The sequence below is a fragment of the Actinoallomurus acanthiterrae genome, assembly GCF_054775715.1.
Genome location: NZ_BAAHCO010000001.1, coordinates 3,903,308 through 3,929,038 on the forward strand (window position 1 = coordinate 3,903,308; position 25,731 = coordinate 3,929,038).

The following is a 25,731-nucleotide window of genomic DNA, read 5'->3' on the forward strand; positions in this document are numbered from 1 at the left end:
AGTGCGCAGGAATGTTCACGACCTGACTGTGTGTGACGCTATGGTTGCGTTATGAATCTGACGGCGCAGGTGTGGAGGATCAGTCCTCACACTGCTCACCGCAGCTTTCGCCAGGGCACTGGGCCGGTCTTCACCTGGTCGTGTGCCTGCGATTCGGCGCGGGACCGGGTCTACACGGCGGTAGAGGCGCGCACGGCATGACCGGCCTGCGCGCCATCGATGCGTCGTTCGTTGTGCTCGGGCCGTCCGGGATCGCGATCCGTGACCGGCTCAAAAATTTGACGCGGCGGGATGAGGTGGTGCTGCGACTGGCGGGTGACCACCTCGGCTCGCTCGCCTCCCACGATCTGAAGGCACGGTGCGCGGCAGGTCTGGATCATGACACCGACCAGTGGGCGGACCGGAAACGGGCGTTAACCGCCGAATCGTCCTCGCGGTGGGCCGGTTCGATCACCAAGGCCACCCATGACCAGTGGGCGCTGTCATGGCGCAGCCAACTCGCCCACATCCGCAGCCTCGAGGCCGGGATCGCCACGATCACCCACCGCCTGTCCCTGCCGGTCGGCGAGAGGGGCACGAAGCGGTCACCGGGCGGGTACAGCAGTCGGGAAGAGTGGTTCACCAAAACCCGGCGCCTGCGCCTGCTCCAGGACCGGCTCGAACAACAGCGGGCCGACCACCAGGCCGGGCGCGTTCGCGTTGTGCGCGGCGGCAAGAAACTGCTGCGCATCCGGCACAACCTGGACGCCGCCGAGCTCACCAAAGCCGAATGGCGAGAAAAGTGGGAGGCCGCGCGCCGGTTCCTGGCCGCGGATGGCGAGTCAGGCAAGCGGTTCGGGAACGAGACCATCCGCGTCACCCCCGACGGCCAGGTCTCCATCAAGCTTTCGGCACCGTTGGCGCACCTGGCCAACACTTCACACGGCCGGTACGTCCTCACCTCGAAGGTGTCATTCCCGCACCGGGGCGAGCAATGGCGCGATCGCATCAGCGTGAACCGGGCTGTGGCCTACCGCATCCATGAGGACGTCCAGCGCGGGCGCTGGTACCTGACTGCTTCCTGGACCATCCCGCCGGTCAAGACCGTCCCGCTGGAAACCGTCCGGGCCGGTGGGCTGATCGGGGTGGACACCAACGCCGACCACCTGGCCGCCTGGAGACTCGACACCCACGGCAACCCCGTCGGTGAACCCCGCCGATTCGACTATGACCTGACCGGCAACACACGGCACCGCGACGCCCAGGTCCGCCACGCCCTCACCCGCCTCCTGCACTGGACCGCGCGACACAACCTGGCCATCGCAATCGAAGATCTCGACTTCCACACGGAGACGACCCGTGAAAGACACGGGCGACGCAAGCGATTCCGTAATCTGATCTCCGGCATGCCCGTGGCCAAGCTGCGCGCCCAGCTGGTGTCGATGGCGGCCGAACTCGGCATCACGATCGTCGCCGTCGATCCCGCTTACACCTCCAAATGGGGCGCCCAGCACTGGCAGCGCCCCCTCACCACTAATCGACGCCCCGTCACCGGTCATGAGGCGGCGGCGGTGGCGATCGGACGACGCGCCCTGGGACACCCGATCCGGCGACGGACGGCACCGCCCCCTGCTCACCAGAGAGATGAGCAGGAGCATCGGACCGTCCAGGCCCGACCGGACGCCCCAGGACGTAAGGAACCCCGCCCCCACATTCCCGGACCACGACCACGAGCCGTGCCGCCCGGAGGCGGAACGAAAGCGGGGAACCAGGACGCCCAACACCGTTCGGAGCGTCCGACTGAGCGCCCACAACTCGTGCTCAGTCTTTAGGTACGGTAGGGGATCTATGAGCGACCCGTTGATGAGCGTTTATCCCCCGATGGAGCCGGCCACGCTGGTCACCCGCCGGTCCATGCAGTTCCCGTTCGACTCGTCCGGGCTGACGCTGACCCACCTCGGGCGCGGCGCGATCTGGCTGGCGCTGAAGGCCCTCGGCCTCGGGCCGGGCCACCGGATGGCGATGCCCGCCTACCACTGCGGCTCGGAGATCGAGGCGGCCCGCCTGGCGGGCATCGAGGTCATGTTCTACCGGGTGCTGCCCACGCTCGAAGTGGACGTGGAGGACCTGTTCCGGGTGGCGCAGCAGTGCCACGCCACCTACCTGATCTCCTATTACGGCTTCCCGATGCCGCCGATGCCGCAGGGCACGCGCGTCATCGAGGACGCCGCGCACGCGCTGTTCTCCTACGACGGCGGCGCCGCCATCGGCTCGCGCGGCGACGCGGCCATCTTCTGCCCGCGCAAGACCCTGGGCGTCCCGGACGGTGGCGCGGTGCTCATCCGGGGCGGCCACATCGACGCCGAGGGCCGGCCGCCGTGGAAGCGCATGGCCCGCTCGGTCGCCTCCCAGGGCATGGGATGGGCGGCCCAGTCGCGCGCCGGCGTGCTGCGGGCCCCCGCCACGAAGGTGTTCCGCAAGGTCAGCAAGGCCGAGCAGGCGGTGGCGGAGGGCACCCTCACCGAGACGGTCATCGGCGAGTGGAACCTCCAGGTCGCCGACCTGGAGGTCGCCGCCTCCAAGTCCTCCCGCATGACCGAGTGGGCCGTGCACGGCGCGGACGGCGAGAAGATCCGGGAGCACCGGCGCCGCAACTACCAGACCCTGCTGAACGCCCTGCCCGAGGTCTGCCCGCCGCGTTTCCGTGGCCTGCCCGACGGCGTCGCGCCCCTCTACTACCCCGTACGCGTCCCGCAGCGCGACCGGACCATCGCCGAGTTGCAGAAGCGCGGCGTCCGCTCCATCGAGATCTGGCCGGTGCCGCACCCGCTCCTGGACCGCCACCGGTTCGCCGAGCTGGAGCCGCTGCGCCACGAGATGCTCGCGCTCCCCGTCCACCAGGGCCTGTCGACCTGGCACATGGAACAGGTCGCGCACGCCGCCCGCGAGGCCATCGCCGCCGCCCACCAGTAGGCCAGCGGCTTCTCACTGGATGCAGAGCGCGTTGCGGTTCCCGTTCCGGTCGATACAGGGGGGATAGCCCCGGATGCTGAGCTCGGCGCGCGCGTTGGCGCTGCCCAGGAAGGCGATGAAGTTCTTCAGCAGCGAGGAGGACTCCGGAGCGCCCGCCGTGTAGAGGTACTCCACGGTCCAGAACGGATAGCCCTGCGCGATGCTCGTGGCATCGGGAAGCCTGCCGTCGAGCGTCACCACGTGGAACCTCTGCAACCGGGCGGCCTCGGTCTTGGCCGTCGGAGCGTCGGCGTACCCGATCGCGCCCGGCGTCTCGGCGACCTTGTCGATCAGCTCCTGGGTGGTGCGCAGCTCGCACCGGATCGTCGGCGCGTGAAGCGGCGGGCTGCTCTCCCGGCACTCGGTGGAGGACGCCGCGCCCTCCGAGCGTCCGAGCAGCTTGCTCTGGAAGATCTGGCGGCTGCCGGACTCGCCGTCCCGGCCGACGATCCGGATCGGGACGTCCTTGCCGCCGAGCTCGCTCCACCGGTGGTACCGGCCCCGGTAGATGTCCCGGAGCTGCGCGCTGCCCAGGTTGGTGATCCCGGTCGTGTCGGAGAGGATGACGCTGTAGACCACCACCGCGACCGGGTGGCTCCTGAGGTCGATGGCCGGGTGGGTGGTGTCCGGTCCGTCGTTGAGCACGGCGAGCCCGCCGGAGTCCTGCGAGCCGGTGGCCGCCAGGTCGTGCATGCCGGCCCGGCTTCCGGCGAGCTGCAGCTCGATCGACGCCGAACCGCACGCCTTGCGGTACTGGCGGACGATCTCCCGCAGCGGGTCGGAGAAGGCGCTGGAGCCCTCGAGCCGCAGATGGCCGCTCGCGCAGTGCAGCGCCGGGTCGGAGGTGCGCTGATAGTAGTTGGCGAGCACATTGCCGGTCAGCGCCATGGCGAGCACGGCCCCGGCGGCGATGGCGGCCACGGGCCAGCTCAGCCTCCGGCGGCGTTTCTCGTCCTTCACCCAGCCGCTGGTCAGGGAGCCGTCCACGTCGATCTTCTTGCTGATCGTGCCGTCGGCCGAGTCGTCCAGCTCCCGCAGGACCACGACGAGCTTGAAACGCTGCCGGCGCTCCAGTGAAAGGTCGGCCAGCCGGACGCCGTTCCATTGCCGGGTGTCCTCGGCCGGCGCGGAAGACGGGCCGGAAGAGGGGCCCTTGACCAGGCCCGCCAGGCGGTCGGCCAGCAATCGGCGGAGCGTCTTCACATCGGGGTTGCCGTTGCTCGCGGCGGCGTTCCCCGGAATCGTCGAGAAGAATTCCAGCCGGTCCCGTACCGCGTCGTGCAACGGTTCGGTACTCGCGTCGGAGATCCGCGCGTTCCAGATGACGCGGTCCTTGAACGTGAATGACAACGGCCGGACGAAGTCGGACGGCGCGATGTCGTAACCACCGGTGTTGCGCACCCGGATGATGACGATGCTGAGCCGGTCGAAGGTGCGCGCGTACTCCCGCAGGTTCGGATCCGTGACCGTGGACCGGTCGTTCCCGTCGTGCAGCGCGACGGGGCTGAGGCCGATCTTGGAGTTGTAGAGCACCCGGTAGGTGATCCGCCTGCGTCGCACGAGATATCGGTCGAAGAGCGGACTCGTCACGAGCAGGACGATGAGAATTCCCAGGAATGCGTTCTCCTGGCGTTGCGCGATGAGCTCGGCGATTCCCTGAATCATGGCCGGGCATCCCCGCGATCGCCTCCCCCGTTCGAGCGGTGAAATGATGCTAGGGCGCACCATGGCGTACTCCGTCGGGGGACGGGACAATTCACCGACGTTTAACGGGGCCGCCTTCCATGGTCCGAGACCCGTACACTTCGACGGCGATTCGGCTCCCGGCCGGCGCTTCCGTACGGAAAAGGCGCCCGGCGGGTAGGCCCGGCCGAGCGCCTTTCCGAACCACTCGCGGCGACGCGCCCGACCCGATCGGCCGGGCCGTCGCCCCGTGTTCCTCAGACCTTGCGGATGAGCACGATCGGGGTCTGCTCGTCCTCGTTGCCGGCCGGGTTGTCGGACAGGACGTTCTCGACCCACTTGCGGTCGACGCCCTTGGACGCCCCGACGACCCACGCGCCGGTGAGGTGGTTGGCGTCGACGACGCAGACGTGGCAGCCGAGCGCCGCGGACAGGTCCTCCGACAGCTTGTCCGGGCGGCCCGGGCCGAACAGCAGATGGTGGTCGTGCGGCGGAAGCGCCGCCGCCACGTCGTCGATCATCGCGGCGCCGGGGCCCGCGACGCGGTAGAACCAGCCGCGCTTGCCCACCAGCTTGCCGGCCGCGCCCGCGGCGGCGCCGAGGATGACCTTCGTGCGGCCCGCCTCGAGGATCGCGCCCTGCATGCCGGCCGGGCTGTGCAGCGGGCCGATCTTGCCGACGAACTTGCTCAGCTGCTTGGCCATGCCCTCCGGCGTGATCAGCTCCAGCGGGATCATGCGGCCCTGGCCGGCCGACGCCGGGCTCTCCGACAGCGCGAGGATGTCGTCCGGCTGCAGCATGCCCTGCGTGGCCTCCTGGATGATCGGGAGGATGCCGGTGCGCAGCGTGATCATCTTGGTCTTGATCGGGACACGGCGGGCGCCGACCGCGCGCTCGTCGACCGCCGGGATGTTCGGCGCCTTCTCCGGCGGCGTCTCGCCGAAGTGCTGGTGCAGCATCTGCCGGATCTGCTGGTTGCGCGCGTAGATCGACGCGCCGGTCTGCAGGATGTCGCGGGCGCCCGCCGGGTCGCCGGCCTCCAGCCGGAGCGAGGCGAGAAGGGTGTAGTCCGAGGCGTACACCAGGTAGTCGGGGGCGAGCGCGATCAGCTCCGTCTGGTACTTCAGTGCGCGCGGCTTGTCGCCGCGGTCGACCGCCCACTTCGACAGGCGCTTGAGCGCGTGCCGCCGCAGCTGGGAGTCGTTGACCACCGACTCGAGGAGCGTCTCGGCGTCGTCGACCCACCCGCCGTCCTTGAGGACGTCGGCCAGCGTCAGGGCGTACCACGGGATCGTCGGGTACTTCTCACGCGCCTGCCGGACGATCTGCGCGGCCCGGCCGTAGTCGCCACGCCACTTGTAGACCTCGGCCAGCGCCGCCGTCGCGAACCGCGTGTCACCGCCGGCCGCGACGGCCTGCCCGGCGATCTGCTCGGCCTTCCGGTCGTCGCGCTCGTTGGTCAGGACAAGCCAGGACAGCAGGGACAGACCGTCACCGTCGAGATCCGCCCGCTTCTGCTCGAGGAGCTGCTGGGCCTCCTCCGGCTTGCGGAGCCAGATGTCATAGGCGCGGCTGTTCGTGCTCATTGTCAGAACCTCATGCGTCGTCGGCGATCTGCGGGATCGGCCCATCATCGCAGAGTTTCGCGGCGACCGACGCGGCGGTCGCGTGACTCCGAGGTCGTCATAGTGGAGGAGAGATGGGCGAAGCAGGGGGGAATGCGCAGGTTGTATGACCCGGGCTTGTCGCCCGCTCGATACCCTTGGGTCTCGTGGACCTCCTCGATTCATGGCGCGATCTTCCGGCCGCGCAGCAGCCCGACTGGCCCGACCCCGCCCGCGTCCGCGACGTCGCGGACCAGCTGTCCAAGCTCCCGCCGCTCGTGTTCGCGGGCGAGTGCGACCAGCTCAAGGCGCACCTGGCCGCCGTGGCGCGCGGTGAGGCGTTCGTGCTGCAGGGCGGCGACTGCGCCGAGACGTTCTCCGGCGCGACCGCCGACGACGTGCGCAACAAGCTGAAGACCCTGCTGCAGATGGCCGTCGTGCTGACCTATGCCGGGAGCGTCCCGGTCGTCAAGATCGGCCGGATGGCGGGCCAGTTCGCCAAGCCGCGGTCAAAGCCGTCCGAGGTGCGCGACGGCGTCGAGCTGCCCGCATACCGGGGCGACATGGTCAACGGGTTCGACTTCACCCCCGAGGCCCGGGTGCCGAACCCGGAGCGCCTGCTGCGCGCCTACCACGCCGCGGCCGTCACGCTGAACCTCACCCGCGCCTTCACTCAGGGCGGCTACGCCGACCTGCGCCAGGTCCACGCCTGGAACCACGACTTCGTCGCGGAGAGCCCCGCCGGCCAGCGGTACGAACGGCTGGCCGGGGAGATCGACCGGGCCTTGGCGTTCATGCACGCCTGCGGAGCGGACCCGGAGGAGTTCCACCGGGTCGAGGTCTACTCCAGCCACGAGGCGCTCCTGCTGGACTACGAGCGCGCCCTGACCCGCATCGACTCGCGGTCCGGCCTGCCGTACGACGTCTCCGCGCACTTCCTGTGGATCGGCGAGCGCACCCGGCAGCTCGACGGCGCGCACGTGGACTTCATGCGCCACATCCGCAACCCCATCGGCGTCAAGCTCGGGCCGACCACGACCGCCGAGGACGCCCTCGCGCTCATCGACCTGCTCGACCCCGACCGGGAGCCCGGGCGGCTCACGTTCGTCACCCGCATGGGCGCCGAGCGGATCCGCGAACACCTTCCCTCTTTGGTGGAGAAGGTCACCGCGAGTGGCGCCCAGGTCGCCTGGATCTGCGACCCGATGCACGGCAACACCTTCGAGGCGGAGAGCGGGTACAAGACCCGCCGGTTCGACGACGTGATGGACGAGGTCGCCGGCTTCTTCGAGGTGCACCGGGCGCTCGGCACCCACCCGGGCGGCGTGCACATCGAGTTCACCGGCGACGACGTCACCGAGTGTGTCGGTGGCGGCCACGACATCGTCGAGGACGACCTGCACCAGCGGTACGAGACCGCCTGCGACCCCCGGCTCAACCGCGGCCAGGCGCTCGACCTCGCGTTCATGGTCGCCGAGATGTACCGCATCGGGAAGTAGCGCGACTGATCCGCCCCGATCGCACGTCCGCCGGGACGTTCCGCGTCGGGAGGTAGCGAGCCCGGACCGTACGGCCGCCGGGACGTTCCGCATCCGCGAGGTGGCGGGAGCGATCCGTCCGGGGCCGTACGGCCGCCCGGGTCCATCGCATCGGGAAGCCGCGACCCGCCCTGGGGGCGGCGGCCGTCACACGACGCGGACGGCGCCGGCGAACGGGCGGGTCGACAGGTCCGCGACGCGGACGTGGTCGCCGGTGTGCGGCGCGTGGACGAACTTCCCGTCGCCGAGGTACATCCCCATGTGGTGGATGTCGGAGTAGAAGAACACCAGGTCGCCGGGCTCGAGCTGGTCCCGGGAGACGTGGACGCCGGCGTTCCACTGGTCGCCGCCGTAGTGCGGCAGGTTGACGCCGACCTGCTTGTAGGCCCACATGGTCAGGCCGGAGCAGTCGAACCCCCGGCCGGGCGCCGCGCCGCCCCAGACGTACGGCACGCCGAGCTGCGACAGCGCGGCCCGTACGGCGCCGACCGCCTTGCCGGGGCCGCCGGGGATGGTCGGCACCTTCTCGCCCTTGCCGGCGCGCTCGACGGCGTCCTGCAACAGCGGCTTGCGGACCTTCTCCAGGTCGCGCTTGATGGCCGCGCGCTGCCGGGCGAGCTGGACCCTGAGCCGGGCCGCCTGCGCGGCGCGCTCCCGGGCGTCCTGGCCGGTCCACTGGGCGTTCTGAATGGCGTGGGTCAGCTGCCGGATCTCGGTGTCGTCCTGCTGCGTGAAGTAGTGCAGGGTCGCGGCCCGGTCGAGGACGGCGCGCGGGTCGGAGGCGGCGAGGAGGGTCGGCGTGTCGTCGTTGGTGCCGCTCATGTAGCGCATCGCGACGAGCCGGCCGACCTTGTGCTGGATGGCCTTGAGCGCCTGCGCGGCCCGGGCGGAGGTCTGGCCGGCGACGACGGCCGCCCGCTGGGCCTGCTCCAGCCGTACCTTGAGGCCGTTGTACTGCTCGGTGAGCTGCTCCAACTGGTTGTTCAGCTGGTCGGCGCGCTGCCGGAGCGCGTCGATGCGGGTACTGGGCCGGGCGGTGTCCGCCAGCGCGGGCGATGCGAGCCCGGCGACGACGAGGGCCACGGTCACGGCGGTCGTACGGCGGGCCGTGCCCTTCCCGGGATGATGGGGATCGCGGCTGTCCGCGGGGTGCGATGACGCCATCCAGTGCTCCTCTCCTCAGGCCGCCTACCGGGTTAGCTGACGGGTTCGGACGGAAGAGAAGCCCTACCGCGCACCGTCGGTGACGGGCGCGGATTCACCCCGGATGCGAAGGCGGGAAGGTGCCCCGTGGCTCCGCGAGTGGGTCCCCGGTTCCCCGGCGCGTCGGCTGACGCGACGGGCGATTCGGCGGTCCGGCCGTCTCTCGGCCGGTGACGACTCGCTGGAGATTAACGGATAGTGACGGGGCGGCCAACGGGAACATGCGGAGATGGCCCGGGGGATCGGAGGATGGTCACTCTGGGTGATGCGGGGGCTGGTCCTTTGCGCCTAGACGCACACGGTCCCCGCCCCTCCGGATCGGGAGGAAACGGGGACCGGTGTGACGTTCGGACGCGCTCGCTCAGGAGAGGACGGACTCGGACTCGGAGCTGTTCTGGGCCACCGCCGCGTGCAGGGTGTTCCAGAACGCCAGCTCGACGTCCTCCTCCAGCTCCGAGATCTTGCCCCAGAACTCCTTGTCCTCGGCCACCGCGGCGGCCTCGGCGGACAGGACGGGCATGACCATGGTGCCGGCGTCGGCGGCATCCAGGTCGGCCACGCTGACCTCGGCGGGCAGCTCGACCGGCGTGCGGTGGTGCTTGCCGCGCTTGCGGACCCGGACGTTCGGCGCCGCGACGGGCACCTTGACCTTCGACTTGCCGACGGCCAGGGCCACCGTGCCGAACAGGACGACGGCGAGCAGCCCGGTGAGGGCGGCCTGCTGGTCCGGCAGGGAGGTCGGCGCGGGCGCCGGGTCGTGCGACGCGACCGTGTGCGTGTCGACCTGCGCCAGGGGGTCCTGGCCGATCTCCTTGACCGCGGGCGTGGGAGCGGCGTGCTTAGGAGCGTACTTCTGGTCGGTCTGCGCCGTCTGCTGGGCGGTTACGGGGGCGGCCTTCACCTTCACCTTGGAGGGGTAGCCGAACCCGACGACCTGGCTGATGTCCCGGGTGGCGCGCAGCAGCGCGTTGTTGTGGTTGGCCTCGATCGTGTGCAGCGTGTGGCCGTCGACGCGCTCGACGATGCCGACGTGCTCGATGTCGCCGATGCTCTTGCCACCCGACCAGGAGAAGAAGACGATCGCTCCGGGCTCGGCCTTGTGGCCCCAGGCGTGGTGCTTCTTGAACCACTGGGCGTGGTCGGGAGTGGAGGCGAACTGCCCGGTCCAGTCTTCGACGCCGGCCTTGTTGGCAGCCCACGCGAGGAACATGTCACACCAAGGAGCGTCCGTGTAGGAGGAGTCCTTGTCGACGTGCTTGCCGTACCAGTCACCGAATTTCGTGTAACCGTCGGCTTTCTCGTGGTAACCGAGCTGGCCTTTGGCGACCTCGAGCAGTTTCTGACCTATCGAATCCATATCTCCCCTTAGGCCGCCTACCGGGTTAGCTGACGGGTTCGGACCAGAGAGGAGCCCTACCGTGCGTGACGGATTCACCCCGAGGGACAGATGGGTCCCCGGCTCCCGCGCCGCTGGCTGCGTCATCGGGATTAGGCGGTCGGCCTGCAACCCCCTGGTTGGAGGTTGGTCACAGCCCGATCTCGGCGAAATCTAGCCGAACTCTCGCAACAACGGCAACGCGTTCGGAAACGAAAGTCTGGTACCACTTGCTCACCGAGCGTAGCTGCGACTGTTGCCCGCTGGCCGGGCAACGCCCGAAAAGGTGCTCTCACGTGCGGCGGAGCCATCCGTGGCCGTCGCGCGGCGGCGTCGCGAAAAAGTCGAGTGCCGTGCTCGCCACCCCAGAAAAAGTGACGAACACGGCACTCAGGCCGACACTTCCTCAGCGGAAGTCGGGTCGCAGGACGTCGATCCCGCGGGTGTTGTCCGCGACGTAGACGTATCCGTCATGCCAGTACGGCGCCCACGACATGGCGTCCGCGGGCCGGAAGTAGGCCACCTGCTTCGGATGCGCCGGGTCCCGCACGTCGAGGAAGCGGGTGCCCTGCGAGTAGAAGGACTGCACGAGGACGCCGTGGTGCACGGAGAAGTAGTGGGCCGAGCAGTCGTCGGTGTCCGTCCGGCTGCCCTCCTGGCCCGCCACGCTCCAGGTACCGACCGTACGCAGGCGGAAGGGCTTGTCCGGAGTCGACCGCCAGCCCTCGCCCCCGTACGAGCCGCGGAGCGAGGCGATCACCAGCCGGCCGTCGTCGGCGCAGCCGGGGTTGAACGACTCCTCGGTGGCGTAGATGAGGTCGCCGCCGCCCGGTGCCTCGTCGGCGGTCGACCCGACGGGCCGGAACGAGTTGTGCATGAACTTGGACGGCGCCGCGGTCTCGCTGATGCCGCCGCCCGCGTACGGGATCGGGTCCCAGGCGCGGGCCACGCGCATGGTGCGCTGGACGGGGTCCCAGTGCCGTCCCTCGGTCCAGTAGCCGCGGATGCCGCCGCGCCCGGACGCCCACGTCACCCCGGTCGCGTCCACCTGGATGTCGTGGACGTAGTCCGTGGTCCCGTCGTTGCGGCCCAGCTCGATCGGCTGGGCGAACGTGCGCGGATGCCGCGGGTCCCGTACGTCGGTGACCCAGACCGGGCGGCCGCCCCAGTCGGCGGGCATCCAGTCGGCCTTGGCCGGGCCGCCCGTCCAGAGGTACCGGCAGCCGTCGACGCAGCTCGTCGTGTGCCCGGCGGGGATCTTCTCGTACGCGAGCTGCACCGGCTTGGCGGGGTCGGCCAGGCTCACGATGTAGACGCCGGACTCGCCGGTGTGCGTGTTGCCGTTGAAGGCGCGCGGGTCGCGCGCCATGAAGACGAGCTTGCGGTGCGGGTCGGCCTCGGTGTCCTCCGTCTCCCACATGCCCGGCATGGACAGCGTCCCGAGCGCCTTCGGCGCGGCCGGGTCGGTGACGTCATAGGTCTTCAGGCCGAACTGCCCGGAGACGTACATCACCTTCCGGTGCCCGTACGTCAGGAAGCCGAGGGAGATCGCGCCCTTGGCGTCGGGGAGGGTGGCCGCGAGGCGTACTCCCTTCACGGCGCTGGAGGGCGGCAGCGGGGCGGCGTGGATCTGATGTGCGATCACGTCCTGCTGGACGGCGGGCTTGGTCGTCTGGTCCTCGTCGTCGCCGCCGGGTGGGCAGGCGAGGGCGGGGCCGGCCATCGTCACCACGGCGGTGGCCGCGGCCAGGACGGTCAGGGACAGGGTGCGCAGGGTTGTCACATCTCTCCTTGGGTCTGGCGGGGAAGGAGCATGATCCGACCGGGACGCTATACAGCGCCGTGAAGGGGATCAAGGGCTCGGCGCGGCCACCGGGCTCGGCGGCGAGGTGCGCGGCCGGGCGGACGTTCCGCTCATCGTCGCCGTACGGCGATCCGCTTCGCGCTCGGAGCGCGGTCGTTCATCGCATCATTAACCGATCCTGAAGCGGGCCTTAAGCGCCTGTCGCCACGGTTCCCCGGGCGCTTCGCTGGACACCTGACCGCGGTCGTCTCCGAAGAAGGGGAATTCGTGAACAGCAGGATGATCGGCAGAAGGTCGTTCCTCGCGTCCGGCGCCGCCCTCGGCGCCGTAGCGCTCGCGGGGTGCGCCCCCGCCGCCCGTGCCCGGCGGACCTCGGCGACGGCCAGTGGCCTGCCGCTGACCGTCGTGAACCGGACGGGGCGGTACGCCAGCGGGTCGATCTTCATGTACATCGTCGGCGTCGACCCGGCGACCGGGACCCAGGGGCGTGTGACGGCGGACGGCAGGTTCGTGCCCTGCGCGGCGTCGGACAACGGGTCCGGCGGCAACACCGACTACGCGATCCCGCTGAAGGGCTCGGGAGACACCACGGTCGTCCTCCCGAAGATGTCCGGACGGGTCTACTTCTCGCTCGGCGACCACCTGCGGCTGAAGGTCGTCACCGACGGCAACGGCAAACCGGCCCTGCAGTACCCGGCGGGCTGGGTGAAGACCGACCCGAACTACGCGATCCTGCACGACTGGATCGAGTTCACCTACAACGACGCCGGCATGTTCTGCAACACCACGATGGTCGACATGTTCAGCGTCCCGCTCGCCATCCGGCTCGCGGGGGCGCGCACGCAGACCACCGGCACCCTCGTCGACGGCGGCCGCGACAAGATCTTCGCCGCGGTGGCGAAGCAGCCGGAGTTCGCCCGGCTGGTCGCCGGGGACCGGATGCGCGTCATCGCGCCCGGTCACGGCATCGAGGCCGGGCTGTTCCCGGCGGACTACTACGACGCGTACATCAACGAGGTGTGGACCCGGTACCGGGGGACGCCGCTGACGGTCCGGACCGATGCGGGCACGTTCACCGGGAAGGTCGCCGGGGACCGCCTGTCCTTCACCGGCGGAAGCCGGACGCCCGCGTCCATCGCCCGGCCCTCGACCCGCGACGTCCTCTTCTGCGACGGGGCGCTCGCGGCGCCCAACGACGGGGTCACCGGCCCGGTCGCCGCGATCCTCGGCGCGGCGTTCAACCGGTCGACGCTGCTGTCGGACGCGAGCCAGCCGGTCACGGACGACGCCCGGTTCTACCGGGCATCGGTCACCAACCACTACGCGCGGGCGATGCACGAGGCGTCCCGGGACGGCGCGGCGTACGGCTTCGCGTTCGACGACGTGGCCGGCCACGCCTCCTACATCCAGGACAACGCCCCCACCTCGGCAACCGTCACACTTACGCCGTTCTGAGCCGTGTCGTGGTATTAATAATAAAATATGGTTAGTTGTCGGGTTTTTGTGGCCGGAATCGGTCAGCAGTGTCCTGTGGACCGATCCATCCTCGATGCGGGCGCCCGGGAGCGGAGCCGCCGCCATGGCGGCCCACGCCCCGGACCGCCGACGACGACGGGCCATCGCGTCGGCGCAGGCCCCGCCGCCTGTCCCGGCGTCCGCCATGCCCTGACCCTCGGCCGTACGAGGGTCGCCCGGTCCGGCCTCACCGCTCCCCGGTCCGACCCGTCGGGTACGTGTCAGCCCGGACGAGTGGCCGTTCGTCTTCCTGTTGAATCGCGGGGTACGAGTGGGCCGGTGAGGGAGGGGCGACGGTCATGAGCGAGACGACGTCCGGGCGGTACGCCGGCAGGGTCGGCCTGGTGACCGGAGGAGCGTCCGGCATCGGGGCCGCGACCGCCCTCCGCCTGGCGGCGGAGGGCGCGGCGGTGCTGATCGTCGACGTGTCGCCCGACGGCGAGGCCGTCGCGGCCCGCGTCCGGGAGTCCGGCGGCCGGGCGGTGTTCCTGGCAGGCGACGTCAGCCGGGAGGAGACCTGGGAGCGCGCCGCACGGACGGCCGAGGAGTCGTTCGGCGCCGTCGACGTCCTGGTCAGCAACGCGTACGTCGTCGAGGTCGCGCCCGCGCACGCCATGTCCCCCGACTCCTGGCGCCGCCAGATCGACGTGTGCCTGACGGCGGCGTTCCTGGGCGCGCGACGGCTCCTGCCCGGCATCGCCGAGCGCCGCGGCGCCATGGTGATCACCTCGTCGGTGCACGCCCTCGTCGGGCTGCCCGGCCACCCGGCGTACGCGGCGGCCAAGGGCGGCCTCGTCGCGCTGACCCGGCAGCTCGCGGTGGAGTACGGCCCCGAGGCACGCGTCAACTGCGTCATCCCGGGCCCGATCATGACCGCCGCCTGGGACCGCGTCGCCGAGGACGACCGGGCGAGGAGCGTCGAGGCCACCGTGCTCCGGCGGTTCGGCGAGCCGGACGAGGTGGCCGCGGCGATCGCGTACCTCGCCTCGCCGGACGCCTCCTACGTCACCGGCAGCACCCTGACGGTGGACGGCGGCTGGAGCGTTACAAGGGACTCGGCGTGACGCGTGCTGCGGGGCGGGTCGAGCGCCGTGGATCGCTGCCGGGGCTCGGCGTGACGCGTCATACGGGGCGGGCCCGGGGTCGCGGGCGGCGGCCAGGGGCAGGCTCGGCGTTCCGCGTGACGCGCCCCGCCGAACGGGACGGGGGCTGACGTCGTGGCGTCCTACGGCGGCCGTGGGCTGCACGGACAGACCGTCGAGGCCGTCGCCAACATGATCTTCACCGGGGAGTTCGCCGAGGAGGACTGCATCGACATCGCCGGGCTGCAGCACCGGCTCGGCGTGAGCTCGACGGCGCTGCGCGAGGCGCTGAAGGTCCTCGCGGCCAAGGGGCTGATCTCCGCCCGGCCCAAGCGCGGCACGTTCGTCCGGCCCCGGGCGGACTGGAACCTCCTGGACGGCGACGTCATCCGGTGGAAGTTCGCCGCCGGGCCGGACGACGCCTTCCTCGACGACCTCCACGAGATCCGGTGCATCATCGAGCCGAGCGTCGCCGGGCTCGCGGCGCGACGGCGCGACGCCGCGCAGCTCGCGGCCCTGCAGAAGGCCCTGGAACGGATGGACCGGGCGCGCGGGAACGTCGACGCCACGACGGCCGCCGACCTGGAATTCCATAGGGCGCTCCTTGTTACCAGCGGCAACGAGCTGCTGATCCGGATGGACGTCATGATGGGCGCCGGCCTGGCGAGCCGCGACGCGCTCGTGCACAGCGCGGCCGGCACCGCCGACGCCGTGCCGAGCCACCGCGCGGTGCTGGAGGCCATCCGCGCCGAAGACGCCGGCGCCGCCGAGGAGGCCATGCGCGCACTCCTCCTCCAGTCCTGGCGCGACCTGGACCGGGTCCGCGGCGAACCTCACCTGAATACGCGTACGGAACGGAAAGATCGGGGCAGAGAACAGGAATGAAGATCGCCAGGATCGAGACCTTCCTCGTCCCGCCGCGCTGGATGTTCTGCCGCGTCGAGACCGACGACGGCCTCGTCGGCTGGGGCGAACCCGTCGTCGAGGGCCGCGCCGAGGTGGTGCGCACCGCCGTCGACGTGCTCGCGGAGTACCTCATCGGCCAGGACCCGCTGCGGATCGAGGACCACTGGCAGGTGCTGACCAAGGGCGGCTTCTACCGCGGCGGCCCCGTGCTGTCGAGCGCGGTCGCCGGACTCGACCAGGCGCTGTGGGACCTCGCCGGCCGGTACTACGGGGCGCCGGTGCACGCCCTGCTGGGCGGGCCGGTCCGCGACCGGGTCCGCGTCTACGCCTGGGTCGGAGGCGATGAGCCCACGCGGCTCCGCGACGCGCTCGCCGAGCAGGTCGAGGCCGGCTTCACCGCCGTGAAGATGAACGTCTCCGGCCGCCTGTCCCGCGTGCCCACCGCGGCGGAGATCGGCGCGATCGTCGAGCGCGCCGAGATCGCCCGCGACGTGCTGGGCCCCTCACGCGACTTCGCCCTCGACGCGCACGGCCGCGCCACCGTGCCCGCCGCCCGGCGGATCATCGCCGCCGTCGCGCCCCTGCACCCCATGTTCGTGGAGGAACCGGTAGCCCCTGAGTACCTCGCCCGGCTCGGTGACCTGGCGAGCGGCACCACCGTGCCGCTCGCGCTCGGCGAGCGCCTGTACTCCCGCGCCGACTTCCTGCCCGCCCTCCAGGCGGGCCTGTCGATCGCCCAGCCGGACCTCTCGCACGCCGGCGGCATCTCCGAGACCCGGCGCATCGCCGTGCTGGCCGAGACGTTCGACGTGCAGCTCGCGCCGCACTGCCCCCTGGGACCGATCGCGCTGGCCGCCAGCCTGCAGGTCGCGTTCGCGACGCCGAACTTCCTGATCCAGGAACAGAGCGCGGGCATCCACTACAACACGGACGCCGAACTGCTCGACTACGTTCTCGACCGGGCGCCGTTCACGTTCACCGACGGGTACGCCGCACGGAGCGACCTGCCCGGCCTCGGCGTCTCCGTGGACGAGGCCGCGGTCCGCGAGGCCGACCGCCGCCCCCACGCCTGGCGCAACCCGGTATGGCGGCACGACGACGGATCCCTGGCCGAGTGGTGACCGGCATGGCGGACGTGCGGTGGCAACCTGGACCACGTGACGTGCCGCGACGCGTCGCGAGGGAAGGCACGACGGATTGCCGCGATGACGGTCCGCGGCCGGAGGCCGCGGACGGCCGATCGACCGTGGTGAGAGCGTGGGAGGAGCGTCGCCGTGACGCGACGCGGATCCCTGGCCGGGGCCGAGGCTCCGGTGACCGGTGCGGTGAACGCAGGGGAGGAGCGTCGGCGTGACGTGGCGAGGATCCCTGGCCCGGGGGATGGTCCGGTGACCGGCAGCGGTGAATCCAGAGGGGGGACGCCGGCGTGACGCGACGACGGTCCGTGGGCGGGCGCCGCCGGGCGGCCGGCGGTGACGAGGACAGGGGAGGCACCCGGATGGGCGACGACCGGACGATCGAGGTCGTCACGATCGGCGAGACGATGGCCGCCCTGCGCGGCGACGGCCCGCTCCGGCTGGGCGGCCCGCTCACCCTCTCGATCGCCGGCGCGGAGACGAATGTCGCGATCGGCCTGGCGCGCCTCGGGCACCGTGTCCGCTGGGCCGGTGTGGTGGGCGCCGACGAGCTCGGTGAACTGGTCCTGCGCACGCTCCGGGCCGAGGGCGTCGACGTGACGACGGTCCGGTCCGACCCCACGGCGCCGACCGGCCTGCTGCTGCAGGAGCACCGGGTGGCCCACATCACCCGCGTGCACTACTACCGCTCGGGATCGGCCGGATCGGCCCTGCGGGCCGACGACGCGGAGGCGGCGCTCACCGGCGGAGAGCCGGCCCGCGTCCTGCACGTCACCGGCATCACGCCCGCCCTCGGCCCGGACCCCCGGGTCACCGTCGAACGCGCCGTGCGCCGTGCCCGCGAGGCCGGCACCCGGGTGTGTCTCGACGTGAACTACCGCTCCCGCCTGTGGGCGCCCGACCTCGCCGCCCGGGTGCTCGGCGAGCTCCTGCCGTACGCCGACATTCTCATCGCCTCCGACGACGAGCTCCCGCTGGTGGCGGGCGGGGAGACAGGCGAGGAGCGCGCGGTCGGCCTGCTCCTCGACCTCGGGATCGACGAGGTCGTCGTCAAGCACGGCGGCGCGGGCGCGCGGGCCTGGTCGGCCGCGGGCTCCGTACGGCTGCCCGCGCGCACCGTCCCGGTGACCGGCACGGTCGGCGCCGGTGACGCCTTCACCGCCGGTTACCTGTCCGGCGCCCTCGACGGCCTGCCGATCGAGGACCGGCTCGACCGCGCCGTCACCGTGGGAGCCTTCGCCGTGGCCGCCGCCGGCGACTGGGAGGGCCTGCCCACCCGGGACGAACTCGCGCTGCTCGCCGCCCCGGACGGCACCACCGTTCGCTGATCTCCGCTCAGGCGCGTGCGTGGGCGCGGACGGCGTCCTCGATCGGCGTGTCGCCGCCGACGAGTTCGAGCGTCCGCCCGGTCGTGCCGGGGCTGCCGAGCAGCGCGGTGATCACCGCCGCCACGTCGGCGCGGGTCACCGCGCCGCGCGGCACGGACTCCGCCAGCAGCACGCGGCCGGTGGCCGGGCCGTCGGTCAGCCGGCCGGGGCGCAGGATCGTCCAGTCGAGGTCCCGCCCGCGCAGGTCCTCCTCGGCGGCCGTCTTGGCGTTGATGTAGGCGGACCAGACATCGTCGCGGCCCGGCTCCGGGGGCTTGCCGGCGCCCATGGAGGAGATCTGCACGAACCTCCGGACCCCGGCCCGCTGCGCCGCGTCGGCCAGCAGCGCCGACGCGGCGCGGTCGACGGTGTCCTTGCGGGCGGTGCCGCTGCCGGGCCCGGCGCCCGCCGCGAACACCACCGCGTCGGCCTGGTCCAGGTGGACGGCGACGTCCTCCAGGCTCGCGGACTCCAGATCGCAGACGACGGGCGCCGCTCCGGTGGCCGTGACGTCGGCGGCGTGATCCGGGTTGCGGATCAGCCCGACGACGCCGTCGCCACGCGCCGCGAGCAGTCTTTCGAGATGGAGGGCGATCTTCCCGTGCCCTCCCGCGATGACGATTCTCATGCGCCTCACAACGCCCTCGGACGGTGACGATCTTCCCTCGGACGACGGTTCATGCGATCTCCAGCACGATCTTGCCTCGGGTGTGGCCTTCGGCGTTCAGGCGCTGAGCCTCGCCCGCCTCGACGAGCGGGAAGGACTTCGCGACGGTGACGGTCAGCCGTCCGTCGTCGACCAGGCCCGCGAGCGCGGAGAGATCCGTGGGGTCCGGCCGGACGAAGACGTACCGCCCGCCGCGGTCGATGACGGACGGGTCGATGATCGACGCCCAGCGTCCCTTGTCGGTCAGCAGATCGGGGGTGACGTCGATCGCCTCCCCGCCGACCAGGTCCAGGGCGGCGCTCACCCCGCCCGGCGCGAGGCGGCGCACCTCGTCGGCCAGGCCCGGCCCGTACGCGACCGGCTCGGCCCCGAGCTCGCGGAGGCGGTCATGGTTGTGCGGGCTCGCCGTGCCGATGACGCGGGCGCCCTTGGCCCGGGCGATCTGCACGGCGAACGAGCCCACGCCGCCGGCCGCGGCGTGAACGAGCACGATGTCCTCCGGCGTGATCGTCAGAGCCTTCGTGAGCGCCTGGTACGCGGTGAGCCCGGCGAGCGGCAGCCCGGCCGCCTCCGCCCACGACAGGCCCCTCGGCTTGCGGCCCAGCGTGCGCACCGGCGCCGAGACCAGCTCGGCGTACGTCCCGCGCTCGAGGTGGTCCTCACGGACGTAGCCGATGACCTCGTCACCGGGTGAGAACTCGCTGACGGCCGGCCCGACCCGCTCGACCACCCCCGCCAGATCCCATCCCGGGATGATCGGGAAGTGGGTCGGGAAGAGGCCGTCGAGGTACCCCTCCCGGATCTTCCAGTCCACCGGGTTCACCCCGGCCGCCTTCGCCCGTACGAGCACGGAGTCCGGACCGACCTTGGGCTCGGGCACGTCGGTGAGGTCGAGCACCTCGGGCCCGCCGTATCGCTGCATCGTTATCGCTTTCACACCACCACCGTTACCAGAGCCTCGCCGCTCACACCTTCCTTAGTGCCGTGTCGCGCCCGGCAGCGGATGCTTCGGCGGCGTGTCGGTCCAGCCCGCCGTCCGCCACAGCTCGAAATACCGGGTGCTGCCCGGCGTCGCGTGAGGGTTCTTCGGTCCGGGCCGGACCACCACGGCGCGGGTCGCCATGACGAAGTCGCTCGACGGGCGGATGAGGAGCTGCCAGTCCAAGGTCCCGTCCGCAGAGGTGTGCTCCTTCATCGCCACCCCGAGTGCGGGCCTGCCCAGGGGATCGCGCACCTGGCCGAGGCTGCGGACCCCCGGTAGCCCCGCGAGCATTCGGTAGACCGCCGCGCGGAGCGGCGGCGGGAGGATCTGGGGCCCGGGCTCCAGCAGCTTGGCGCCCTCGCGGAACAGGAACGCGTCCGGATGCGCCGGCATGGCGTCGTGGTCGCGCATCCACGTCAGGATCGCCATGCGCAGCCGGGCAGGATCGGTGGGCAGCCGAGCCGGGTCGCCCTCGTAGATGTGGTCCCCGGCGAGCCCGGGTCCGCTCGGGATGTCGGGGACCTGAATGCCGTAGTCCGGGTTCTCATTGGGCCGCGGAGAGCCGTCCGCGCGGTACACGGCCGCGTCGGCGGCGGTGACCGGCCGGAGCTTGACACCCGCCGCCTGACCGCAGACGGAATCTCCGTCACGCGGATCCGTCGGCACCCAGCACTCGGTGGGATAGGCCGCGAACAGCGTGTACCGGTGACCGCGATGGTCGCGGTACAGGCTCTGCCCGGCTTCGCCGAGCGAGTGCCAGAACCGTCCGGTGCTCGGTGCCGTCTCCGCCTCCTCGGCGGCCGCCATCAGCACGGCATGCGCCGGTCCGGACGAGACGTACCGCTGCTTGGGGATGGAGTCGGGCACCAGGAGGTCCCACAGCACGACGGCGACCACCGCGAGTGCGACCACCGGGATCGCCCACCGGCTCGTACGGGCCCGCTGTGACGGGCGGCGCGCGAGCGGCGGTGCCGGCTCCGCGAGGATGCGCCGCAGCAGGGCCTCGGCGCGCGGCGACGCGGCCGTGTCGCCGAGGTCGTTCTCCAGGATCGGGTTGGCTGCCGTCAGCCGGTCGTGCAGGTCGTTCATCGGGACTCCTCCGAGCGCTGGGTCCGTGCGGCGGCCGGAGCAGCGGCGCTCTTCGCGGCTGCGGTGTCGGCGTTGAGCAGGGCGGCCAGCCGTCTGCGGGCGCGGTGGGCCCGCACTTTGAACGCGGTGACCGAGCAGCCGGTCACATATGCGGCGGTGTGCTGGTCGAAGCCCTCCCAGCTCAACAGCAGCAGCGTCTCCCGGTCCCTCGGTGCCAGCTCGGCGAGCGCGGCGCGCAGTCGCACGTCCTCGACGACGCCGGCGGCGTGATCCGGGACCTCCAGCCGACCTGCGGCGAGATGACCCGCGACGCGGCCCGCGAGGCGCGCCTGCCGCCGAGCCGATCGCCGCTGGTTGGCCAGGCAGTTGTGGGCCGTCCGGTACAGCCAGGGCAGCGGATCGTCCGGCAGCCGGCCGATGTGCCGCCACGCGGCGGTGAACGTCTCCGCGACGACGTCCTCCGCGTGGCCCTCCCCGGTCCGGCGAAGCGCGTACGCCAGGATCCGGGCGTGATATCGCCGGAACAGCGCCGTGAACCGATCCGCCTCGTCTTCATCGCTCATCTACGAGATCTCCGCATTCGCCGTTGCCATCCCTCTCTTAGGTCCGGGACACCGGAGGTGGTTACGGCCGATCTCTTCGACGCGAAGACAGGGGCCCGGCGGGGCGGTCAGTGGAACCGGGCGTATCCGGTCAGCGCCAGGAGGAGCAGTGTCGCCGGGCCCAGCACCAGCAGCGCGGTGAGCAGGGCACCGCGGCCGAGCTGGTAGCCGAGGGGGATGAGCCGTTCCGGCCGGCCGCGGCGCGCCAGGGATCACCCCGGTCGGCGACCGCCGGACGCTCGATCGCGGCGCGGTGCTCGGTGATGGCGTACACGGGCTGGTCCTCGGCCTGCCGGTCCCCGGCGGTTCGGCTCTCAGCCTCCTCCGGACCTGTCGGGGTTCTTGCGGCGGGGTGCTCGTCAGCGAGGTCCGTAACCGAATCGGCGGGCACCCGCTCCTGGCGCTGTCCGCCGATCGGAAGGCCGGCCGCCCAGCCGAACAGGTCGGCCAGCGCGGCAGGTGAAGTGTCGAGGCCGGAGGCGAGGTACCGGACCTCGCCCGCCGTGCGTTCGAGCGTGCGGATCGTGTTGCCCAGTCCGAGGCCCTCCAACCAGCCGCGTACGTCCTTGTCGACGCCCTGCCCGACCGACGTCCTGCGCAGGACGTCGGCCTTGGTGACGACCACGGCGATGCGGCGCTGCCGGCCCTGGTCGTCGCGGGAGCGCAGGTCGGTCAGCAGGCGTTGCAGCGTGTCGGCGGGGTCCTCCTCGGAGGTCGCGGTCGACGCGTCCACGAGCAGGCGTTCCTCCCGGGACAGCGCCGGGCGCAGTTCCGGCAGGGCGAACGGGTCGATGACGAACAGCAGCGCCTCGCCGTGGTCGAGGTAACGCAGCCGTTCGACCCGCGTCGCGCCCGTGTGCAGCTCACCGGCCGGGTCGAACAGGTAGAGGATCCGGTGCCCGGCCGGCAGGGCGAGGTCCAGCATGGTCGCCGCGGGCAGCTCGGGCCCGGTCTTGGCCGGACGCCCGCCGCCGTCGAGCTCGGCCAGGGCGTCGGCGTAGGCGCGGGCGTCGCGGGCCTCGGCGAACTCCGCCCGCCCGCCCGCTCCGGCGGCACCGGCACGCAGGGCGCGCACCGCCAGGAACATCAGCGTGGTCTTGCCCGCGGCCGGCCCGCCGACGAACGGCAGCGGCTCGACGCGGGCCCGCCCGATCCGGCCGGGCAGCCGGCGTTCACAGTGCGGGCAGTACGCGCTGAGCCGGAACCGGCCGAGCAGGATCATCGTGGGCAGCCGGGCGCCGCAGCGGCACACGTGGTGCAGCGCGCCCAAGCGGTTCGGGATGAGCCGGAAGTGCCGTGCGTCGCAGCGCGGGCAGGCGTACGCGGGCAGCGCCAGCCGCTGGTAGCAGCCCGGATGGGGGCAGGCCAGCAGAATCCGGCGGTAGGCGGCCCAGAGGCGTTCGACCGTGCCGAGCACGACGACGCAGACCGACCAGCCCACGAGGCCGGCGGCCGCCACCAGGACGGTCACCGCGGCGAACACCAGGCCGGCGACCGCGAGCGGCACGGTCGCCACCAGGACGCCCCCGCACAGTGCCAGCCAGAGCGGGAACAGCGCGAGCCCCTGGGGGAGGGCGAGCATCCGCGCGGTCAGCGTGGTGACGCCCCAGCGCGCCTGCTCGAGGCACCAGGGGACCGTGCCGAACGTCACCGCCCGGGCGTCCCGCCACACCTGACCGAGAAGGTACTGCGGGTACGCCGGATCCCGGGGCCCGGTGGCCGGGCGGGGGACCGGAGAGGGCCCGTCGACGGCGGTGGCCGTCAGGGCCCGCCACGCGACGAGGAAGAACCGGCCGACGCCGGCGCACAGCGCCGCGACCAGCGCCGCGGGGATCGCGAACGGCACGACGAACACGAACTCGGCCCAGACCAGTCCCACCCACAGCAGGAACGCCACGGCGTAGACGACGGGCATGACCTCACGCTCCCCGCCGCCGTGACCCCCGCCACGCCGCGGCCAGCCAGGGGTCGCGGTCGGCGAGCGCCGACTCGATCTGCCGCCGGCCGAACCGCCCGAGCCCGTCCGCCCACTCCTCCAGCGGCGCGGCGGTGACGTTCGCGTCCGCGAGGCGTACGCCGATCTCCGCCAGATCCGCGCGGGCGCGCCGGTCCGGGCCAGCGGCGAGCCAGTGCCGGATCACAGCGTCGCGTACGGCGCCCGGCGCCGCGACGAGCACCCGCGCCCGCGCCGGGGGCGTGCGACCGGCGAGGACCCGTGCGACACCGGCCAGCGCGCGCTCGGCCGGGGGTTCGCCGGGCCGCAGGGCGGTGAGGAACCGGGCGACGTCCTCCTCCGGCCCCGCCCGCAACGCGTCGCCGTAGGCCAGGACGGTCCGCGCGGCGTCGGCCAGGCCGGGCAACCGCTCGTCGATCAGCCGCGCGAGCCGTACCGTCTCCTCGGCCTCGAGCGGTACGGCGTCGAACACCCTGCGCGGCAGGCCGCGCAGGACGGCGAACCGCGGCAGCACCGGCGCGAGCCGTTCGACCAGCCACCGGCACTCGGGCACCGTCGGCGGCTCGCTCCACAGCACACCGAGCAGTTCTTCGAGGTCCGGCAGGCCGTGGGCGTCGAGCGCGATCAGCCCCGCCGTCGCCGACAGGCGGTCCGCGCACGCGGAAAGGACGAGCCCGCCGGTACGGGGAGCGCGGGTCCAGTCCCGATCGCCCAGGGCGGCACACGCCTCCGGCGTCAGCATCGCCCGCCGCACCGCGGCGGGAGCGGACTCCACCCCGGCCACGACTCCGGCGACCATCGCCTCCCGCCAGGCACCGGGAGTGGCCCGAACCGCGGCGGCCACCTCGCCGTCACCCCGGCGCGCGCAGGCGGCCGCCGCCGCGACCACCCCGTCGGCGTCGACCGCGCCCCCGACCCGATCCGCCAGACCGACGACCCCGGCGAGCGTCTCCAGGTCGGGCGCCTCGGCGATCGCCGCCCGGAACTCCTCCGGCAGGCCGCCGCCCAGCCGCAGCGCGGGCAGCCGCCGTGCACCCGGGTCGGCCAGCGCCAGCCGCACGCAGTGCTCGGCGGCCTCCGGCACGGCGTCCGCGAGGGCCGCCGCCAGGTCGAAGCCGAGCGCGGGCAGCACCGGCGGCACGGCCGACCGCACCCAGCCCGGCACGCCCTGATCACGGACGAGCCGCGCGGCCACCCGCTGCTCCGCCGCCGACACGGACGCGTCCCCCCGGCACAACGCCAACAGCGCCGCCGCACCGTCCAGTCGGGAGACCCCGTCCGGACCGCTCTCGTCGCCGATGAGTTCGCCGACGGCGTCGATGCCGTCCAGGTCGCCGGCCCGCCAGCAGTCCGCGATCACCTGCGCGAACCGGCCCGACGCCGCGCCTGGGCGTACGAAGGGTTCGTCGAGGCGGAAGCCGCCCTCCGGGCAGGCGGCCGGGACGGTGCCGACGACGAGGTACGGCGCGGACTCCGGGTCGGCGGTGTAGGTGATGAAGGACAGGCCGGCCGCCAGACCGGCAGGCAGCGAGTACGACAGCACCGCGATCCAGCGGGCGATCAGCTCGGCGTCCTCGGCGACGAGGACCACCCGTCCGTGCCCCGCGACCAGCACGGTCGTCACGGCGTCGAGGACGGCGGCGAGGCGGTCGTGCGCGCGTTCGCCGTCCAGCCACGCGACCAGCGACTCGGGGTCGAACGCCGCGCCGGGCGGCAGCCCGGCCGACGGATCCCAGGCCGGCGCTCCGTCTCGTCCCGACTCCTCCGGGGACGCGCCGCCGAGCGAGGCGTCCCGCAGAGAGGAGTCCCCCAGCGGGGACTCCCGCAAGACAGAGTCCCCCTGCGGAGTGTCCCACAGGGGGGAGTCCCAGAACTCGATCGGCCGCAGGCCCGCCATCTCCTCCGGTGTCGTCACGACGGCCTGCCCGAGGAAGTTGCCGTACCGGCCGGAGTAGTCCCGGCCGGTGTAGCGGCAGCGGGCCAGCACGGCGTACGTGCCCTCGCGCCCGTAGGCGAGCGCGGTGGGAAAGCCCGCCAGCTCGTCGGGGCCGGGAGCGGACGCGGCGCCCGGCGGCGGGTGGTACGTCATGTACGGCGTGACGGCGCGGGCGACGTCCGGCGGCGTGCCCGGACTCATCGCGACGAACTGGAACCCGGACCGGCCGGTCGGGCCCCGGGCGGCCGACGTGTAGGCCAGCCGCCAGATCATCCGCGCGCCCCGTCGAGCATCCCG

19 protein-coding genes and 2 riboswitches are annotated in these 25,731 nt (G+C 72.3%); of the genes, 8 read left to right on the forward strand and 11 right to left on the reverse strand.

What is annotated here, in order from left to right; translation table 11 throughout:
- Positions 1–197 precede the first annotated feature (197 nt).
- Both ACYVF7_RS18985 and ACYVF7_RS18990 read left to right on the forward strand, forming a co-directional pair.
- Complete coding sequence (locus ACYVF7_RS18985; protein WP_460341954.1) at positions 198–1,811, forward strand: nuclease/transposase family protein; 1,614 nt, start codon at positions 198–200, stop codon at positions 1,809–1,811.
- 16 nt (positions 1,812–1,827) lie between these two features.
- Positions 1,828–2,952, forward strand: coding sequence for a DegT/DnrJ/EryC1/StrS family aminotransferase (locus tag ACYVF7_RS18990; RefSeq protein ID WP_460341957.1), 1,125 nt, complete (start codon positions 1,828–1,830; stop codon positions 2,950–2,952).
- A 12-nt stretch (positions 2,953–2,964) separates the two neighbouring features.
- Here the strand turns inward: ACYVF7_RS18990 and ACYVF7_RS18995 are convergent, their stop codons facing one another.
- Positions 2,965–4,656, reverse strand: coding sequence for a substrate-binding domain-containing protein (locus ACYVF7_RS18995; RefSeq protein ID WP_460341960.1), 1,692 nt, complete (start codon positions 4,654–4,656; stop codon positions 2,965–2,967).
- 275 nt (positions 4,657–4,931) lie between these two features.
- Complete coding sequence (locus ACYVF7_RS19000) at positions 4,932–6,260, reverse strand: tetratricopeptide repeat protein (protein ID WP_460341963.1); 1,329 nt, start codon at positions 6,258–6,260, stop codon at positions 4,932–4,934.
- Between the two features lie 185 nt (positions 6,261–6,445).
- On the opposite strand from ACYVF7_RS19000, the gene ACYVF7_RS19005 reads away from it, so the two are divergent.
- A complete protein-coding gene (locus ACYVF7_RS19005) occupies positions 6,446–7,777 on the forward strand; it encodes a class II 3-deoxy-7-phosphoheptulonate synthase (protein WP_460341966.1) in 1,332 nt (443 codons plus the stop codon).
- Between the two features lie 186 nt (positions 7,778–7,963).
- Here the strand turns inward: ACYVF7_RS19005 and ACYVF7_RS19010 are convergent, their stop codons facing one another.
- The 3 genes from ACYVF7_RS19010 to ACYVF7_RS19020 form a co-directional block, all read right to left on the reverse strand.
- Positions 7,964–8,980, reverse strand: coding sequence for a C40 family peptidase (locus ACYVF7_RS19010; protein ID WP_460341969.1), 1,017 nt, complete (start codon positions 8,978–8,980; stop codon positions 7,964–7,966).
- Between the two features lie 4 nt (positions 8,981–8,984).
- A riboswitch (cyclic di-AMP (ydaO/yuaA leader) is annotated at positions 8,985–9,179 on the reverse strand.
- Positions 9,180–9,380: 201 nt separating this feature from the next.
- Positions 9,381–10,376, reverse strand: coding sequence for a CHAP domain-containing protein (locus tag ACYVF7_RS19015; protein ID WP_460341972.1), 996 nt, complete (start codon positions 10,374–10,376; stop codon positions 9,381–9,383).
- Positions 10,375–10,524: riboswitch (cyclic di-AMP (ydaO/yuaA leader) on the reverse strand. (Overlaps the previous gene by 2 nt.)
- A 276-nt stretch (positions 10,525–10,800) precedes the next feature.
- Positions 10,801–12,177, reverse strand: coding sequence for an LVIVD repeat-containing protein (locus tag ACYVF7_RS19020; protein ID WP_460341975.1), 1,377 nt, complete (start codon positions 12,175–12,177; stop codon positions 10,801–10,803).
- A 300-nt stretch (positions 12,178–12,477) separates the two neighbouring features.
- Here ACYVF7_RS19020 and ACYVF7_RS19025 point away from each other — a divergent pair, with 300 nt between their 5' ends.
- From ACYVF7_RS19025 to ACYVF7_RS19045, 5 genes are all read left to right on the forward strand, one after another.
- The gene (locus tag ACYVF7_RS19025) at positions 12,478–13,653 is read left to right on the forward strand and encodes a glycoside hydrolase family 64 protein (RefSeq protein ID WP_460358004.1); all 1,176 of its coding nucleotides are present in this window, start codon (positions 12,478–12,480) and stop codon (positions 13,651–13,653) included.
- A 359-nt stretch (positions 13,654–14,012) separates the two neighbouring features.
- Entirely contained in the window at positions 14,013–14,777 is a 765-nt protein-coding gene (locus ACYVF7_RS19030; protein WP_460341978.1) for an SDR family NAD(P)-dependent oxidoreductase, read from the forward strand.
- A gap of 153 nt (positions 14,778–14,930) precedes the next feature.
- Positions 14,931–15,680: a FadR/GntR family transcriptional regulator gene (locus ACYVF7_RS19035; RefSeq protein WP_460341982.1), complete on the forward strand. Its 750-nt coding sequence runs from the start codon at positions 14,931–14,933 to the stop codon at positions 15,678–15,680.
- Positions 15,677–16,822 (forward strand): galactonate dehydratase, encoded by a 1,146-nt coding sequence (dgoD, locus tag ACYVF7_RS19040; protein ID WP_460341985.1) that lies wholly within the window; start codon positions 15,677–15,679, stop codon positions 16,820–16,822. The genes ACYVF7_RS19035 and dgoD overlap by 4 nt, the downstream gene beginning before the upstream one ends.
- 305 nt (positions 16,823–17,127) lie before the next feature.
- Entirely contained in the window at positions 17,128–18,165 is a 1,038-nt protein-coding gene (locus tag ACYVF7_RS19045; protein ID WP_460341988.1) for a sugar kinase, read from the forward strand.
- A gap of 7 nt (positions 18,166–18,172) precedes the next feature.
- Here the strand turns inward: ACYVF7_RS19045 and ACYVF7_RS19050 are convergent, their stop codons facing one another.
- The 6 genes from ACYVF7_RS19050 to ACYVF7_RS19075 form a co-directional block, all read right to left on the reverse strand.
- Positions 18,173–18,832, reverse strand: coding sequence for an SDR family oxidoreductase (locus tag ACYVF7_RS19050; RefSeq protein WP_460341991.1), 660 nt, complete (start codon positions 18,830–18,832; stop codon positions 18,173–18,175).
- Positions 18,833–18,881: 49 nt separating this feature from the next.
- Entirely contained in the window at positions 18,882–19,808 is a 927-nt protein-coding gene (locus tag ACYVF7_RS19055; RefSeq protein ID WP_460341994.1) for an NADP-dependent oxidoreductase, read from the reverse strand.
- A gap of 39 nt (positions 19,809–19,847) precedes the next feature.
- Entirely contained in the window at positions 19,848–20,942 is a 1,095-nt protein-coding gene (locus tag ACYVF7_RS19060) for a CU044_5270 family protein (RefSeq protein ID WP_460341997.1), read from the reverse strand.
- Positions 20,939–21,505: an RNA polymerase sigma factor gene (locus ACYVF7_RS19065; protein ID WP_460342000.1), complete on the reverse strand. Its 567-nt coding sequence runs from the start codon at positions 21,503–21,505 to the stop codon at positions 20,939–20,941. The genes ACYVF7_RS19060 and ACYVF7_RS19065 overlap by 4 nt, the downstream gene beginning before the upstream one ends.
- Positions 21,506–21,635: 130 nt before the next feature.
- Positions 21,636–23,459: a TRAFAC clade GTPase domain-containing protein gene (locus tag ACYVF7_RS19070; RefSeq protein ID WP_460342003.1), complete on the reverse strand. Its 1,824-nt coding sequence runs from the start codon at positions 23,457–23,459 to the stop codon at positions 21,636–21,638.
- A gap of 4 nt (positions 23,460–23,463) precedes the next feature.
- The gene (locus ACYVF7_RS19075) at positions 23,464–25,707 is read right to left on the reverse strand and encodes a GAP1-N2 domain-containing protein (protein ID WP_460342006.1); all 2,244 of its coding nucleotides are present in this window, start codon (positions 25,705–25,707) and stop codon (positions 23,464–23,466) included.
- Positions 25,708–25,731 lie beyond the last annotated feature (24 nt).

What these genes read in the sequence shown, in the direction of transcription:
- ACYVF7_RS19025 (WP_460358004.1), top strand. Translation starts at nt 12,478, where the DNA reads ATGATCGGCAGAAGGTCGTTCCTCGCGTCCGGCGCCGCCCTCGGCGCC.
- ACYVF7_RS19070 (WP_460342003.1), bottom strand. Translation starts at nt 23,459, where the DNA reads ATGCCCGTCGTCTACGCCGTGGCGTTCCTGCTGTGGGTGGGACTGGTC.
- ACYVF7_RS18990 (WP_460341957.1), top strand. Translation starts at nt 1,828, where the DNA reads ATGAGCGACCCGTTGATGAGCGTTTATCCCCCGATGGAGCCGGCCACG.
- ACYVF7_RS19075 (WP_460342006.1), bottom strand. Translation starts at nt 25,707, where the DNA reads ATGATCTGGCGGCTGGCCTACACGTCGGCCGCCCGGGGCCCGACCGGC.
- ACYVF7_RS18995 (WP_460341960.1), bottom strand. Translation starts at nt 4,656, where the DNA reads ATGATTCAGGGAATCGCCGAGCTCATCGCGCAACGCCAGGAGAACGCA.
- ACYVF7_RS19000 (WP_460341963.1), bottom strand. Translation starts at nt 6,260, where the DNA reads ATGAGCACGAACAGCCGCGCCTATGACATCTGGCTCCGCAAGCCGGAG.
- ACYVF7_RS19010 (WP_460341969.1), bottom strand. Translation starts at nt 8,980, where the DNA reads ATGGCGTCATCGCACCCCGCGGACAGCCGCGATCCCCATCATCCCGGG.
- ACYVF7_RS18985 (WP_460341954.1), top strand. Translation starts at nt 198, where the DNA reads ATGACCGGCCTGCGCGCCATCGATGCGTCGTTCGTTGTGCTCGGGCCG.
- ACYVF7_RS19030 (WP_460341978.1), top strand. Translation starts at nt 14,013, where the DNA reads ATGAGCGAGACGACGTCCGGGCGGTACGCCGGCAGGGTCGGCCTGGTG.
- ACYVF7_RS19015 (WP_460341972.1), bottom strand. Translation starts at nt 10,376, where the DNA reads ATGGATTCGATAGGTCAGAAACTGCTCGAGGTCGCCAAAGGCCAGCTC.
- dgoD (WP_460341985.1), top strand. Translation starts at nt 15,677, where the DNA reads ATGAAGATCGCCAGGATCGAGACCTTCCTCGTCCCGCCGCGCTGGATG.
- ACYVF7_RS19060 (WP_460341997.1), bottom strand. Translation starts at nt 20,942, where the DNA reads ATGAACGACCTGCACGACCGGCTGACGGCAGCCAACCCGATCCTGGAG.
- ACYVF7_RS19050 (WP_460341991.1), bottom strand. Translation starts at nt 18,832, where the DNA reads ATGAGAATCGTCATCGCGGGAGGGCACGGGAAGATCGCCCTCCATCTC.
- ACYVF7_RS19065 (WP_460342000.1), bottom strand. Translation starts at nt 21,505, where the DNA reads ATGAGCGATGAAGACGAGGCGGATCGGTTCACGGCGCTGTTCCGGCGA.